Source organism: Streptomyces sp. NPDC001678, from assembly GCF_042892945.1.
Lineage (GTDB): Bacteria > Actinomycetota > Actinomycetes > Streptomycetales > Streptomycetaceae > Streptomyces.
Genome location: NZ_JBIAUP010000001.1, coordinates 671,617 through 685,748, shown reverse-complemented (window position 1 = coordinate 685,748; position 14,132 = coordinate 671,617). Strand labels below are relative to the sequence as shown.

At 69.1% G+C, this 14,132-nt stretch carries 11 protein-coding genes; 5 read left to right on the top strand and 6 right to left on the bottom strand.

Going from position 1 to position 14,132, the window contains the following annotated elements; genetic code table 11:
• Positions 1-14: 14 nt before the first annotated feature.
• Entirely contained in the window at positions 15-956 is a 942-nt protein-coding gene (era, locus tag ACFYZR_RS03075; protein ID WP_391904107.1) for a GTPase Era, read from the top strand.
• A 12-nt stretch (positions 957-968) separates the two neighbouring features.
• On the opposite strand, the gene ACFYZR_RS03070 is transcribed toward era, so the two are convergent.
• Together ACFYZR_RS03070 and ACFYZR_RS03065 are read right to left on the bottom strand one after the other, a co-directional pair.
• Positions 969-1,241, bottom strand: coding sequence for a protealysin inhibitor emfourin (locus ACFYZR_RS03070; RefSeq protein ID WP_391904105.1), 273 nt, complete (start codon positions 1,239-1,241; stop codon positions 969-971).
• 70 nt (positions 1,242-1,311) lie between these two features.
• Complete coding sequence (locus ACFYZR_RS03065) at positions 1,312-2,370, bottom strand: M4 family metallopeptidase (protein ID WP_391904103.1); 1,059 nt, start codon at positions 2,368-2,370, stop codon at positions 1,312-1,314.
• 304 nt (positions 2,371-2,674) lie between these two features.
• On the opposite strand from ACFYZR_RS03065, the gene leuA reads away from it, so the two are divergent.
• Positions 2,675-4,450 (top strand): 2-isopropylmalate synthase, encoded by a 1,776-nt coding sequence (gene leuA / locus ACFYZR_RS03060; protein ID WP_391904100.1) that lies wholly within the window; start codon positions 2,675-2,677, stop codon positions 4,448-4,450.
• Between the two features lie 225 nt (positions 4,451-4,675).
• Entirely contained in the window at positions 4,676-5,401 is a 726-nt protein-coding gene (locus tag ACFYZR_RS03055; protein ID WP_391904097.1) for a TerB family tellurite resistance protein, read from the top strand.
• A gap of 4 nt (positions 5,402-5,405) precedes the next feature.
• Here ACFYZR_RS03055 and ACFYZR_RS03050 read toward each other — a convergent pair whose 3' ends face one another.
• Genes ACFYZR_RS03050 through ACFYZR_RS03040 form a run of 3 tightly spaced genes read right to left on the bottom strand, consistent with a single transcriptional unit; the run spans position 5,406 to position 7,751 of the window.
• On the bottom strand, positions 5,406-6,338 hold the full coding sequence (locus tag ACFYZR_RS03050; protein ID WP_391904095.1) for a glycosyltransferase family 2 protein: 933 nt from the start codon (positions 6,336-6,338) through the stop codon (positions 5,406-5,408).
• Positions 6,335-6,556 (bottom strand): hypothetical protein, encoded by a 222-nt coding sequence (locus tag ACFYZR_RS03045; RefSeq protein WP_391904092.1) that lies wholly within the window; start codon positions 6,554-6,556, stop codon positions 6,335-6,337. The genes ACFYZR_RS03050 and ACFYZR_RS03045 overlap by 4 nt, the downstream gene beginning before the upstream one ends.
• Positions 6,495-7,751 carry an NAD-dependent epimerase/dehydratase family protein gene (locus ACFYZR_RS03040; protein WP_391904089.1) on the bottom strand — a complete coding sequence of 419 codons (1,257 nt, stop codon included), beginning with the start codon at positions 7,749-7,751 and terminating at the stop codon, positions 6,495-6,497. The genes ACFYZR_RS03045 and ACFYZR_RS03040 overlap by 62 nt, the downstream gene beginning before the upstream one ends.
• A gap of 197 nt (positions 7,752-7,948) precedes the next feature.
• Between ACFYZR_RS03040 and recO the strand changes: the two genes are divergently transcribed.
• Together recO and ACFYZR_RS03030 are read left to right on the top strand one after the other, a co-directional pair.
• Positions 7,949-8,695, top strand: coding sequence for a DNA repair protein RecO (recO, locus tag ACFYZR_RS03035; RefSeq protein ID WP_189452132.1), 747 nt, complete (start codon positions 7,949-7,951; stop codon positions 8,693-8,695).
• Positions 8,696-8,726: 31 nt separating this feature from the next.
• Positions 8,727-9,551: an isoprenyl transferase gene (locus ACFYZR_RS03030; RefSeq protein WP_391904085.1), complete on the top strand. Its 825-nt coding sequence runs from the start codon at positions 8,727-8,729 to the stop codon at positions 9,549-9,551.
• Between the two features lie 94 nt (positions 9,552-9,645).
• On the opposite strand, the gene ACFYZR_RS03025 is transcribed toward ACFYZR_RS03030, so the two are convergent.
• Positions 9,646-14,010 (bottom strand): FG-GAP-like repeat-containing protein, encoded by a 4,365-nt coding sequence (locus ACFYZR_RS03025; protein WP_391904082.1) that lies wholly within the window; start codon positions 14,008-14,010, stop codon positions 9,646-9,648.
• Positions 14,011-14,132 lie beyond the last annotated feature (122 nt).

Below are 14,132 nucleotides of genomic sequence, written 5' to 3'. Positions count from 1 at the left end.
GGAGAATATGGGGTATGGATAGAGCTTCCTCCCCGTCCCAGGCCCCCCACCGCGCGGGCTTCGCGTGCTTCGTCGGCCGCCCCAACGCGGGCAAGTCGACCCTGACCAACGCACTGGTGGGGACGAAGGTCGCGATCACCTCCAACCGTCCGCAGACCACCCGGCACACCGTGCGCGGCATCGTCCACCGCCCGGACGCCCAGCTCGTCCTGGTGGACACGCCCGGTCTCCACAAGCCGCGCACCCTGCTGGGTGAGCGGCTCAACGACGTCGTCCGGACCACCTGGGCCGAGGTCGACGTGATCGGCTTCTGTCTGCCCGCCGACCAGAAGATCGGCCCGGGCGACAAGTTCATCGCCAAGGAGCTCGCGGGGATCAAGAAGACCCCGAAGATCGCGATCGTCACCAAGACGGACCTGGTCGACTCCAAGCAGCTCGCCGAGCAGCTCATCGCGATCGACCAGCTCGCCACGGAGCTCGGCTTCGAGTGGAAGCAGATCGTCCCGGTCTCGGCCGTCGGCGACAAGCAGGTGTCGCTGCTGGCCGACCTGATCGCCCCGCTGCTGCCGGAGAGCCCGCCGCTCTACCCCGAGGGCGACCTCACCGACGAGCCCGAGCAGATCATGGTCGCCGAGCTGATCCGCGAGGCCGCCCTGGAGGGCGTCCGCGACGAGCTGCCGCACTCCATCGCCGTCGTGGTCGAGGAGATGCTGCCGCGCGAGGACCGGCCCAAGGACAAGCCGCTGCTGGACATCCACGCCAACGTCTACATCGAGAGGCCCAGCCAGAAGGGCATCATCATCGGCCCCAAGGGCGCCCGCCTGAAGGAGGTCGGCATGAAGTCCCGCAAGCACATCGAGGCACTGCTGGGCACGCCGGTCTACCTCGACCTGCACGTGAAGGTCGCCAAGGACTGGCAGCGGGACCCCAAGCAGCTGCGGAAGCTGGGCTTCTAGCGCCGGAGGCGCTCACGCGCCTTCCTTGAGCACCGTGCGGATCAGCTCGCGCTGGTCCTCCGACAGGTGGGGGTCCGCGAGGTGGACCGAGCGGCCGTCCACGTCGATGACGTAGTGGAAGCCGTCCGGGACGCCCCGGGCATGCCCGGGGGACTCCCGGCCCGGCGCCAGGGCGCGGTGGGCCAGGGCCTCCAGATGCGTGGCGTCGGGCCGGTCGCACGTGTCCAGCTCGGCCCGGCGCTCGATGCCGGCGAATCCGCCGGTACGGGTGATGACGATACGCATGCCGTCATCCCTACCCCATGGCTCGCGGTCATTCCCGGTCCGACCGGCCTCCTTCCGGGGCCGGCCGGCCCTATGCCGTGGGGACGCCCACCTGGCTCCACGCCTTGAGCACCGCCTGCACGGCGTCGCCCTCGCCGTACAGCGTCCGCGCCGACGCCGCCGTCAGCCGGGCGAAGGCCGCGAAGTCGGCGTCCTGGGCCAGCTCCCCGCCGGTCAGCGTGGCGTACCAGATGTGCCCCGCGCGCTCCCAGGCGTGCCCGCCGAGGGCGGTGGCCAGCAGGTAGAACGCGTGGTTGGGGATGCCGGAGTTGATGTGCACACCGCCGTTGTCCCGGCTGGTGCGCACGAAGTGCTCCATGGTGGCGGGCTGCGGGTCCTTGCCGAGCTTGTCGTCGTCGTAGGCGGTGCCGGGCGCCTTCATCGAGCGCAGGGCCTGACCGGTGACGTCCGGGCCGAGGAGCCCCTGGCCGATCAGCCAGTCGGCCTGGTCGGTGGTCTGCCCGAGGGCGTACTGCTTGATCAGCGAGCCGAAGACGTCCGAGATGGACTCGTTGAGCGCGCCGGACTGGCCGTAGTACTCCAGATTGGCGGTGTGCTGGGTCACCCCGTGGGTCAGCTCGTGGCCGATGACGTCCACAGGGATGGTGAAGTCCAGGAAGAGATCGCCGTCCCCGTCGCCGAAGACCATCTGCTCGCCGTCCCAGAAGGCGTTGTCGTACTTCTCGCCGTAGTGGACGGTGGCGTTCAGCGGCAGGCCGGCGCCGTCGATGGAGTGCCGGCCGTAGACGTTGAGGTAGAGGTCGAACGTGGCGCCGAGCCCGGCGTTCGCCCGGTTGACCGTGGCGTCCTTGCTGGGCGCGTCGGCCTCGGCGTGCACCTTGCGGCCCGGCAGGGTCTCCACGTGCCCGGCGTCGTAGATCGTCCGCTGCGGCTTGTCGGACGGGGTGCCCGCCGAGGAGTCCACCGTCGTCCGCACCGCGGTGATCCGGCGGCGGGTGCGCAGGGCGCCATCGTGCTCAAGGGTGCGGCGCGCGGGTTCGTAGTGACGGGGGTCCTCTGACTCGGCCAGCCGGTCGAGTACGTGCGGCGGGACGATGCCGCAGAAGATCCCGTGGTTCTGGGTAGTCATGGGCCGAATCTGGCACCGGGTCCCCGCCTTGTCAGCGCCCGGTGCGGGGATTCACACAAACGAGTGCGGTGGTTCCGCGTGCCCCCGGCCCCGTCCCGCATGCTGAAACGCCCCTGCCCCGCCCCGCGCGTCTCGGCTAACCTGCTGAGCACCATGCGTGACGTGCTGCTTCTTCTTAGCTGCCGCGGCGAGGGTCTGTAGCGAAGGCCGACCCCCTCCCCGCGGAGTCCGGTGCTGCGCACCCGTCGATCAGCAGCAGCCCGTCGGCCGTCCCGCAAGGACACTCCGAGGAGCCTTCCGCACCATGTCCCAGCAGCCTTCCGTATCCGTCGGCCGCCCCACGCCCGTCACCGCCGCCTCCGTCACCCAGCGGCCGTCCGGGATGCCGGTGCACAAGTACCGCCCCTACGACGCCGTGGAGATCCCCGACCGCACCTGGCCGGACCGGCGGATCACCAAGGCGCCCCGCTGGCTGTCGACCGATCTGCGCGACGGCAACCAGGCGCTGATCGACCCCATGTCGCCCGCCCGCAAGCGCGAGATGTTCGACCTGCTGGTGCGCATGGGCTACAAGGAGATCGAGGTCGGTTTCCCCTCCTCCGGCGCCACGGACTTCGACTTCGTGCGCTCGATCATCGAGGAGGGCGCGATCCCCGAGGACGTGACGATCTCCGTCCTCACCCAGGCCCGCGAGGAGCTGATCGAGCGGACGGTGGAGTCCCTGCGCGGCGCCCACCGCGCCACCGTCCACCTCTACAACGCCACCGCGCCCGTCTTCCGCCGCGTGGTCTTCCGGGGCTCGCGCGAGCAGGTCAAGCAGATCGCCGTCGACGGCACCCGGCTGGTGATGGAGTACGCCGACAAGATCCTCGGCGACGGCACCGTCTTCGGCTACCAGTACAGCCCGGAGATCTTCACCGACACCGAGCTGGACTTCGCGCTGGAGGTCTGCGAGGGCGTCATGGACGTCTGGCAGCCCGAGGCGGGCCGCGAGATCATCCTGAACCTGCCGGCGACCGTGGAGCGCTCCACCCCCTCCACCCACGCCGACCGTTTCGAGTGGATGTCCCGGCAGCTGTCCCGCCGTGAGCACATCTGCCTGTCCGTGCACCCGCACAACGACCGGGGCACCGCCGTCGCCGCCGCCGAGCTGGCGGTCATGGCGGGCGCGGACCGGATCGAGGGCTGTCTGTTCGGCCAGGGCGAGCGCACCGGCAACGTCGACCTGGTCACCCTGGGCATGAACCTCTTCTCCCAGGGCGTCGACCCGCAGATCGACTTCTCGCAGATCGACGAGGTCCGCCGGACCGCCGAGTACTGCAACCAGATGGAGGTCCACCCGCGCCACCCCTACGCGGGCGACCTGGTCTACACCGCCTTCTCCGGCTCCCACCAGGACGCCATCAAGAAGGGCTTCGAGGCGATGGAGGCCGACGCGGCCGCCGCCGGGAAGACCGTGGACGACATCGAGTGGGCGGTGCCCTACCTGCCCATCGACCCGAAGGACGTCGGCCGTTCGTACGAGGCCGTCATCCGCGTCAACTCCCAGTCCGGCAAGGGCGGTATCGCCTACGTCCTCAAGCACGACCACAAGCTGGACCTGCCGCGCCGGATGCAGATCGAGTTCTCGAAGATCATCCAGACGAAGACCGACGCCGAGGGCGGCGAGGTCACCCCGCAGGAGATCTGGGCCGTCTTCCAGGACGAGTACCTGCCGGTGCACGGCAACGCCTGGGGCCGGATCGCTCTGCTGCGCTCCACGCAGACCTCCACCACCGCCGAGGGCCTCGACGCGCTGACCGTCGAAGCGGTCGTCGACGGCGAGCAGACCCTGCTCACGGGCACGGGCAACGGTCCGATCTCGGCCTTCTTCGACGCGCTGGCCGGCATCGGCGTCGACGCCCGGCTGCTCGACTACACCGAGCACACGATGAGCGAGGGCGCGAGCGCCCAGGCCGCCTCGTACATCGAGTGCGTGATCGACGGCAAGGTGCTGTGGGGCATCGGCATCGACGGCAACACGACCCGGGCCTCGATCAAGGCCGTCGTCTCGGCGGTGAACCGCGCCTACCGCCGCTGACGCCGCCAACGCCGCTGACGCCGCCCACACCACTGACGGTCCGTAACGTCCGTCGCCCGGCGTCAACCTGGCGCCGGTGAAAACACCGCATCCGGTGGGCTCACCGGCGCCTTCGGCCAGTACCTGCCCCAACTCGGCCGTCGGGGTACTGACGCGGCATCAACGATGTGGCTAACATCACGTCAACGCGGCACCCCGGCCGTGGCGTTATGGAGGTGCGCCGTGATGCACGCGCAAGGCCGACACAGCCCGGACCGGCGTGTAGTGGGCGTACGCACCGTATGGCGCACTGTCGGAGACGGCGAATTCTTCTGCCCCGGTTGCGGTGGCGACCGCAATTACCACCGCCGCACGGGCCGGCGCCGCCTTGTCGCGTTCGGGGTGCCGCTGCTGCCGCGCGGCCCGGTCGGGCCCATCGTGGAGTGCACGGCCTGTCGCGGCCGCTACGCCATGGACGTCCTCGACCACCCCACCACCACCCGCTTCTCCGCGATGCTGCGCGACGCCGTGCACACGGTGGCGCTCGCCGTGCTGGCCGCGGGCGGCACCGAGGCCCGTACGGTCCGCCGCGCGGCGGTCGGCGCGGTGCGGGCGGCCGGCTTCGCCGATTGCAGCGAGGAGCAGCTCGTCACCCTGATCGAGGCGCTCGCCGCGGACACCGGACGGCTGCCCGGGCGGTACGCGACGCCGCCCGGGGACGCGAGCCGCGACGGCTTCGACCCCTGCGGCACGGCGCTGGCCATCGAGCTCCACGAGGCCCTGGAGCCGCTGGCCCCGCACCTGGCGCCCGCGGGCCGTGAGCAGATCCTGCTCCAGGGGGCCCGGATCGCCCTGGCCGACGGCCCCTACCGGCCCGCTGAGCGGGAGGTGCTGGCGACGGTGGGGCGGGCGCTGCTGATCTGTCCGGAGGACACCGACCGGCTCCTCGCGGCGGCGCGCACGCCGTCGTGAGGGTCTACTTTTCGGGGACCGGCCTGCCGATCTGATCGAGCAGGTCGAAGCGGCGTACGAACCACGCGAAGTCGTGCGGGAGCGTCGCCGCCAGCTCCTCGCGGCGGCGCCACGCGCCGCGCTCCTCCAGCAGGGCCAGCGCCGCGCGGATGTGCTCGGGGAACTCCAGGGCGTGCAGCCGCACCATCTGCAGGATCATCGACTCCGGCAGATGGGCCGTGCCGAAGCGCAGACAGTTGTGGACGATCGAGGTGCGCGCCGTGCCGACGAAGGAGGTCACCTCCTCCCTGGGCTTGAACCGGTGGGTGATCTCGATGTCGGTGGTGTGGACGATCTCGGCGCCGGCCCGCCACGCGCGCACGCTGAACTCGGGCTCGAAGCCGCCGTAGTGCACCATCCCCTCGTCGTAGCCGCCGAGGCGGTCGAAGAGCGCGCGTTCGACGACCGTGCCGGCCGAGGAGGCCACGTGGACGTGGGGCGCCGGGCCGGGCGGGGTCGTGTTCCAGCGCGTGCCCATGTACGGGACGACGAGGCGGCAGCCGTGGCCGCGCCAGTCCGAGGTGCTGTCGGCGATGGTGACGGACAGGATCCGCCCCGGGGCGAGCAGCCGGGTGGCCGCGCGGTCCCAGCCGGCGGAGAAGCGGGTGTGGGCGTCCGTCACGAACAGCACCCGGCCCCGGGCGTGCCGGGCGGCGAGATTGCGGGCGGCGCCCACGCCGAGGTGCCGGGCGGAGCGGATGACCGTCGTACGGCGCCGGGCCGCGGCGTCGCCGACCTCGGGCCGTTTCTCGGGCGCCGAGCAGTCGTCCACGACGACGAACTCGACGCCCGCCGGCCCGGCGGCGGCGTCCAGGGCCGAGGCGATGGTCGCCCCGACCCTGTCGCCCTCGTCCCGCGCGGGCAGGACCACGCTGATCCCGGGCGGGGCGGCTGTCACAGGCCGCGGTCCGCGGTGATGGTGATCGTGTGGAGGGTGATCGACATGTAGGCACCCGGCGCCTGGGGCACCAGCCGCTCGGCCCCGGCCAGCCGGTCGTGCTCCTCGGGGGACAGGCCGAAGCGCTCGGCGAGGGCGGGGGTGTCGTCGCACAGCTCACGCAGGGCGGTGGGGTCCTCGGCCACCGTCGTCATGATCTGCCGCAGTTTCCGGCTCATTCCGGTTTCCTTCCTCTGCTGGATTCGGGACGGAAGAGGTCTGGGGCGGTCGCCAGCGGACGGTCGGCGGGAGCCGGTCGGCGTGGGCCCGTACGCGGTCGGCGTGCGGCAGCAGATCGCCGATCATCCGCCGCAGCTCGGTGCCGATGGGCGCCGAGGGCTTGAAGCCCAGCTCCCGCAGCTTCTCGCTGTCGGGGTTGTAGTGGTGCGCCTCCGCCTCGTCGCGCGGATTGTCGACGGCGGCGATACGGGCGTCGAGGCCCAGCGCCCACGCGGCGTCCCGGACCAGCTCGGCGAGCCGGCCGACGGTCAGCACGTCGCGCAGCTGGTTGAAGACGCGGTACTCGCCGGGGGCGGGCGGGTGCTCCAGGGCGAGGGTGAGGCACTGGAGGCAGTCGGCCAGCGACAGCAGGCCGCGGCTCTGGGTGCCGTGACCGTACGGGGTGATGGGGCGGCCGATCACCGTCTGACAGCAGAAACGATTGACCGCGGTGCCGAACGCCTCGTCGAAGTCCAGGCGGCTGTTGAGCCGGGGATCGGCGGGCGGGCACCAGCTCCCGTAGACGACCCCCTGCATGACATCGGTCGCCGCGAGCCCCCACAGCCGGCAGGCGAAGCCGACGTTCTGCGAGTCGAAGACCTTGCTCCAGTGGTACCAGGAGCCCGCCTGCCGGGGGAACGGCAGCCGGTCGCGCCGGCCGCGGAACTCGACGTCGAAGAAGCCCTCGGGGATGTCCAGATCGGGCGTGCCGTACTCGCCCATGGTGCCGAGCTTGACCAGATGGGCGCCGGGGCAGTGCTCGCGCATCGCGAACAGCAGGCTGAGGGTGCCGGAGACGTTGTTGCCCTGGACGAAGTCGGCGTGCCGGAAGTCGATCATCGAGTACGGCGCGGACGGGCACTCGGCGAGGTGCACCACGGCGTCCGGCGCGAAGCCCGCCAGCGCCCGGCCCAGCGCGGGGTGGTCCCGCAGGTCCAGGGGCGAGAACGGCAGGGGCCCGCCGGTGAGCTCACGGAACGCGGCGAGCCGCTCGTGGACCGGGGCGATCGGCACGGCGCTGACCGAGCCCCGCTCGGCGACCCAGGCCCGGCGCAGCAGCGCGTCGGCACCGGCGACGGTGTGCCCCCGGGCGGCCAGGTGCTGGGCCAGCGGCCAGCCGAGATATCCGTCGATCCCCGCGATGAACACCCGCACGCGCCGGCACCCCCTCCCAGAGGTGGGCCACGATGTCATGACTCCGATGTCGTGGCTTCTGCTCCCAAGAGAGCACATATCGGGTGGGCGGGGGAGGGATTTCACCACATCGTGTGTATTGCGGATTGAGGACGGTGGCCCATGGGGCCCCGGTGGCGATGGCGCCCGGCACATCGCCCGTACGGGAGAATGGCTCCATGAGTCTGTTCCGCGACGACGGCATAGTGCTGCGCACCCAGAAGCTGGGCGAGGCGGACCGGATCATCACCCTCCTCACGCGCGGCCACGGCCGGGTGCGGGCCGTGGCCCGCGGGGTGCGCCGCACCAAGTCGAAGTTCGGGGCGCGGCTGGAGCCGTTCTCCCACGTCGACGTGCAGTTCTTCGCACGCGGCAGCGAGCTCGTGGGACGCGGGCTGCCGCTGTGCACCCAGAGCGAGACCATCGCTCCGTACGGTGGCGCGATCGTCACCGACTACGCCCGCTACACCGCCGGCACCGCCATGCTGGAGACCGCCGAGCGCTTCACCGACCACGAGGGCGAGCCCGCCGTACAGCAGTACCTGCTGCTCGTGGGCGCGCTGCGCACCCTCGCCTCCGGGGCCCACGCCCCCCATCTGGTGCTCGACGCGTTCCTCCTGCGCTCCCTCGCCGTCAACGGCTACGCGCCCAGCTTCGGCGCCTGCGCGAAGTGCGGGATGCCCGGGCCGAACCGGTTCTTCTCCGCGGCCGCGGGCGGTGTGGTCTGCGGGGAGTGCCGGGTGCCCGGATGCGTCGTACCCTCCTCGGAGTCGATCGAGCTCCTGGGCGCGCTGCTGACGGGTGACTGGGCGACGGCGGACGCGTGCGAGGCGCGCCACGTCCGGGAGGGCAGCGGGCTGGTGGCGGCCTATCTGCAATGGCATCTGGAGCGGGGGCTTCGCTCGCTCAGGTATGTCGAGAACTAAGCGAAAAAGGGATCAAGGAGTAGTGGCACCCATGGTTGTACGCGGGATTCTGGGCCGGCCCCGACGCGAGTACCGCACCCCCGACCCGCACCCTTCGGGCGCCCGCCCCCCGAAGATCCCCGGCGAGCTCGTCCCCGAGCACGTGGCGATCGTCATGGACGGCAACGGCCGCTGGGCCAAGGACCGCGGCCTGCCGCGCACCGAGGGCCACAAGGTCGGCGCCGAGCGCGTGCTCGACGTCCTCCAGGGCGCGATCGAGATGGGCGTGGGCAGCATCTCCCTCTACGCCTTCTCCACCGAGAACTGGAAGCGCTCCCCGGACGAGGTCCGCTTCCTGATGAACTTCAACCGCGACTTCATCCGCAAGACCCGCGACCAGCTCGACGAACTCGGCATCCGGGTGCGCTGGGTGGGCCGTATGCCCCGGCTCTGGCGCTCGGTGGCCAAGGAGCTCCAGATCGCCCAGGAGCAGACCAAGAACAACGACAAGCTCACGCTGTACTTCTGCATGAACTACGGCGGGCGCGCCGAGATCGCCGACGCGGCGCAGGCGCTGGCGGAGGACGTGAAGGCGGGCCGCCTGGACCCGTCGAAGGTCAATGAGAAGACCCTGGCCAAGTACCTGTACTACCCGGACATGCCGGACGTCGACCTGTTCCTGCGCCCCTCCGGCGAGCAGCGCACCTCCAACTACCTGATCTGGCAGAGCGCCTACGCCGAGATGGTCTTCCAGGACGTCCTGTGGCCCGACTTCGACCGCCGCGACCTGTGGCGCGCCTGCCTGGAGTACGCCCAGCGCGACCGCCGCTTCGGCGGGGCGATCCCGAACGAGCAGTTGTCGACGCGGGAGCAGTGAGCGGGAGCGCGGCGGCGTAGAGCCGCTTGCGGGCGGCTGTCCGGAACATCGCCGATGTCCCGGACAGCCGCCCAGCGGCGGGCGTACGGCTTGATCAGCGCAACGACGACTGATCGCTGTTGTAGCTGTTGATCTCGCGTAGTCTCGCCCAGGTCGTGGAGCCCGCAGGCAGGCCCCAGCCTGGCGTCGCGTCGCCGAAGCGACCATCCGGTTTCGTCAGCCAGGTGTACATGCGCAGACCGCCGTCGGTCTGCCCGAAAAGGGCTCCCATGTCGTCGCGGCCGTCACCGTCGTAGTCGCCGACCACGATGTGCATGCGCTTGGGGATGAACTTGCCCGCCTCGACCTGCCAGGACTTCACAGGTTCGGCGAAGGTGACCGTCGGCGTGCCACGGTTGAGCATGGTGTGCAGCGCGCCACGTCCGTCGGGGTAGTCGTACCAGTAGGCGATGTCGTCCTTGCCGTCACCGTTGAAGTCACCGGCGTGGAGTCGGTAGCGCTCCCAGAATCCCCAGGTGTCGTACGCCGCGCTCCATGAAGTCACCGGATTGAGGAATCCCCCGCCGGGGGCTGCGGCGAACGTGTGCATTTTCATCGTGCCATCGGCGTATCCGTACAGGACGGAGATGTCGTCCCGGCCGTCGCCGTTGAAGTCGCCGGTGACGAACTTCATGTTGGCCACGTCCCACGAGCCGTCGGGTGCCGAGTAGGAGCCGAACGGCTCGTTGAAACCACCTCGGACATCGGCTGTGAACGTCCACAACCGGTCCGAACCGTCTGCGGCGTTGTACCAGACGGCGATGTCGTCCCGGCCGTCGCCGTTGAAGTCGCCGGCTTCGAAGGTCATCCGCTCGGCGTTCCAGCCCACCGGTGCGCTCCACGAGGCGAATGGATCGCTGAAGCCTCCGTCGGCTTTGCCGAGAAATGTGAACAGCTTCGCTTTTCCGTCGCCATCGTTACGGAGCGCGGCCACGTCGCTCCGTCCGTCACCGTTGAAGTCGCCGGTGAGGTACTTGAGCTGTGAGACGTCCCATGTGCCGACTGGAGCGTTGTACGCCAGATGGGGTTCCTTGAACGTGCCGTCGCTACCGGTCGAGTACGTGTTCACGATGTCGCGGCCGTCCGCCACGTCGTACCAGCTGGCCAGGTCGCTGCGGCCGTCTCCGTTGTAGTCGTGTCTGACGGCGGTGCCGCTGCTCCACAACGACTGCCCCTTGGCATTGCTGACCACCAGGTTGCCGCGGTCTTGCAAGAGGGCGTAGCCGCCGGCCCCTGATGTCTTGCTGTCCCACAGCACGGTGGTGCCGTCGGCCTTGTAGACCTTCAGGCCGCCGTCGCTTTGCATGATTGCCTTGGCACCGGGGCTGTTGCCGGTGCCTGTGGACCACAGCTGCTTGTTGGCGTTCGATGTGATGACCAGGTTGCCGTCGTTCTGCATGGTCAGTTTGGCGGACCTGGAGGTGAACGAGTCACCGGCGTTGAGCGTGGTGCCGGCCGGGATGCGGGAGCCACCGGTCACGCCGTCGATGATGTCGCCCCTGGCGAACCCGGTGAAGTCGGTGCCCGCCTTCTCCCCAGCCCAGCCGATGACGGTGTTGTCGGTCTTGCGGGACCACAGGTCGGGGATGCCGTCTCCCGTTACGTCGCCGGAAGAGCCGACCACTGGGTAGCTCGCGACGGTCACACCGGAACCGACCTTCACTCGGCTGCCCGTGCCCCAGGTCGTGGGGTTGAGGATGCCCTTCTTCTCGCCTTCCTTTCCGTACGCACGAAGGATGTCGCCGTTGGTGTTGTCTCGCAGCCACAGGTCGGCCAGGCCGTCTCCGTTGAGATCGCCTGGAGCGATGATGGTGAACTTGTCCCAGTCCGAGCCCCCCACCAGGACCGGCGGTTCCACCTTGTCCAGGAACTTGGAGGCGCGGTCGCCGTAGTATGCCCAGAGCAGCTTCCCCTCCTTGACCAGGAGGTCCGGCTTGCCGTCTCCGTTGATGTCACCGGGAGCGATGATCTGGTCGGCGTCGCGCCAGTGATCGTCGCCTGTCGTGCACCCCGCAGGGTCCTCGTCATTGCCGGGTGTCTTGTCGGGGCAGGTCACCTGGAGAGGCCTCTTGCCGTCGCTGTAGTCGACGGTGGCGATGCCGAACCCGTTGTTGGGATAGACCCAGAGACGCTTTCGTTTGGCCACGGCGTCGTACTCCAGGGTGACGAGGTCGTTGTAGCCGTCACCTCCCCAGTCGCCGCGGAAGGCGATCTGTGCCCCGTCGAATGCCTGACCACCGTTGGTCGCCGCCGAGAACTGCCCGTTGCCCTGTCCGGCATAGGTCAGCAGGGTGCCATTGGTGTCGACACTCCAGATATCGCTGTTCATGTCGCCGTTGACGTCGTTGGGACCGTCACGCTCGGATGAACGCGCCGCGTAGTAGAGATAAGTGGCGGTGTCGGACCGGTTCTTGGCCTTGTCGATGCTGAACGCGTAGATGAAGTGCGGTCCGAAGCCCGGTGGTTTGAAGGCCGGCGGTGAGCTGCTGACCGATGCCGCGTCCATGTATTTGACGGCCGGGTCGTAGTCCGTGAACCAGCCGTACTGCACCACATCGGTGGCGCCATTGGGGGAGAGGGTGAAGCGGCCGGTCGTGCGTGCCTTGCCCGTGCCGGCGGGCCAGCCGTTCTCACCTGACGGAAATTCGGCGGATGCGATCTTCGGAGGGTTGGAAGGGCGGGCTCGGCTCACCGAGAACTTGCAGGTGGCGCTCCAGGCCGAGTAGGCGCCGTCCGGATCCTTCGCTCTCACCCGCCATTGATAGTCGCCCGTCGGGACCTTCGAGTCCGGTAGGGCCAGGGTCACGGAGCGACCCTTGGTCGCGCCGAGAGACTGGTCCAGCAGCGGTGTGCCGGAGCCGGCCTGGAACAACTGGAACTGAGCGGTCAGGTTGCCCGCGTCCGGGTCGTCGACTGTGGCGTAGAGGCTGACCTGCGTGTTTCCGATGGAACCGCCGCTGTCACAGGAGGTCCTGGGATTGGTGCCGAGCTTGCTCGGGACAGCTGGCGGATGGTTGTACTTCACCTCCAGGGCCGCCGTCTTGGCATCGAACTTCTTCCAGCCGAACGTGTCGGTCTCGTCCGAGGCGTACATGCCGAAGGTGATGTTGGACCACTTCTTCGCGGCGGCCTCCTGCACCTTGCTCTTCACATTGAATTCAAGGTTTCCGGCAGGGCAATCATTGCTGCCGCGCCAGCCCTTCGCGGAATTGACAGTGTCGAGCTTGGATATCTTGGAAGGCTGTCGATTCCATGTGGTTTTATTGGAGATGGGCCCGGTGTGCCAAAGCTCCACCGGCCGGGCATTGCAGGACCAGGACCAGACGTTTTTGATCCTGAAGGTGGCGTCCAGAATGTCGGCACCCTTGAAATCTCCGGTGCCCATCTGGAAGAACGACCGGGATAGCCCGTACGTCTCGTTCTCGTAGCCGACGCGGGCGACTTCCTTGGCGTTCCAGAAAGAGTTGTCGGGGTACTTTCGATAGACCCGCGCCCAGTTCTCCCGCTGCCCCCAGGCCCATGACGGGTCGATGTAGACCGGGTACTTCGTGTCGGCACCGGAAAGCAGCTTCTGGTCCGGGGTTATCTGGAGGGTATCGCCACTAACACTGGTAGGCATGGGCGCGTCCTTGGCGCCGGGCGGCGGCTCGAAAGCCTCTCCGGGGTCAGTGGCGCCGACGGGGCCGAAGGCGGGCCGCGATAACTTCCTGGCGAATGTCGTGCTTGCCGTCGCGGAGTCCCACATCAGCGGAGTCGGGCTGGTGAAAACGGTCTGGCCCGCCGGGTTGGCCGCCGTGAGGCTTCCCGTTCCCTCATCCGTGGACACCGCCAGGCCGTCGGTCGCCATCTTGAACTTCAACGTGGCCAGTTGCGGGTTCTTCGCCGCCTCGGCCGTCTTGACCACGATGAGCTGAGAGAAGCCCTCGACCTCCGCCTTCAGCTGGAGGTCGACGCCGGGCAGGATCTCGGCGTACGTGGCGACATTACCCGTGAGCGTGGGCTTGGGCAGAGGAGTCGGCCAGGAGAGGGTGAGGGTCCGGCCGTCTTTGATGCCGGACAGCATGGGGCCGATGCCACCGCCGGAGAACTTCACCGCCACGTTGGAAGCCTTGGGTTCCACTGAACCGTCGCTCGCGAACACGAGAGCGGGGTCCGTCGGGACCCACGCTCCCGCACGCCAGATACGGACGGGCGAACCGTAGCGCCGGAGCGAGAACGTCCCGTCGGGATTGGCCCAGGTGTCCGTCGACTCTGTCCGGGCGGAGAGGAGCTCAGCCGGCGCACTGGTGGACTTGGCCTCTTGCAGAGCCTTGTCCTCCTCGCTGACGGAGCCGTCGTCGGTTTCGGGAGTACCCGCGGTCCGAGGCAGGGGAGAAGTGCGCCATGCGGCTGCGGCGGAAGGCATGGCGATGCCCTGCAAGGAAACTGCGCTGACTGCGGCCAGCGCTATCAGCCTTGCTCTTGGGAGCGGCCGTGGGTATCTGAGCGGGCGTCTTCGATGCATGTTGTGGTCCTTTCGTCGAGAAAGCCAACGAGACTCTA

Bases quoted from the DNA above. Each gene is read 5' to 3' on its own strand.
- leuA (WP_391904100.1), top strand. From the start codon at position 2,675: ATGTCCCAGCAGCCTTCCGTATCCGTCGGCCGCCCCACGCCCGTCACC.
- ACFYZR_RS03030 (WP_391904085.1), top strand. From the start codon at position 8,727: ATGGTTGTACGCGGGATTCTGGGCCGGCCCCGACGCGAGTACCGCACC.
- ACFYZR_RS03070 (WP_391904105.1), bottom strand. From the start codon at position 1,241: ATGCGTATCGTCATCACCCGTACCGGCGGATTCGCCGGCATCGAGCGC.
- ACFYZR_RS03045 (WP_391904092.1), bottom strand. From the start codon at position 6,556: ATGAGCCGGAAACTGCGGCAGATCATGACGACGGTGGCCGAGGACCCC.
- era (WP_391904107.1), top strand. From the start codon at position 15: ATGGATAGAGCTTCCTCCCCGTCCCAGGCCCCCCACCGCGCGGGCTTC.
- ACFYZR_RS03065 (WP_391904103.1), bottom strand. From the start codon at position 2,370: ATGACTACCCAGAACCACGGGATCTTCTGCGGCATCGTCCCGCCGCAC.
- recO (WP_189452132.1), top strand. From the start codon at position 7,949: ATGAGTCTGTTCCGCGACGACGGCATAGTGCTGCGCACCCAGAAGCTG.
- ACFYZR_RS03055 (WP_391904097.1), top strand. From the start codon at position 4,676: ATGCACGCGCAAGGCCGACACAGCCCGGACCGGCGTGTAGTGGGCGTA.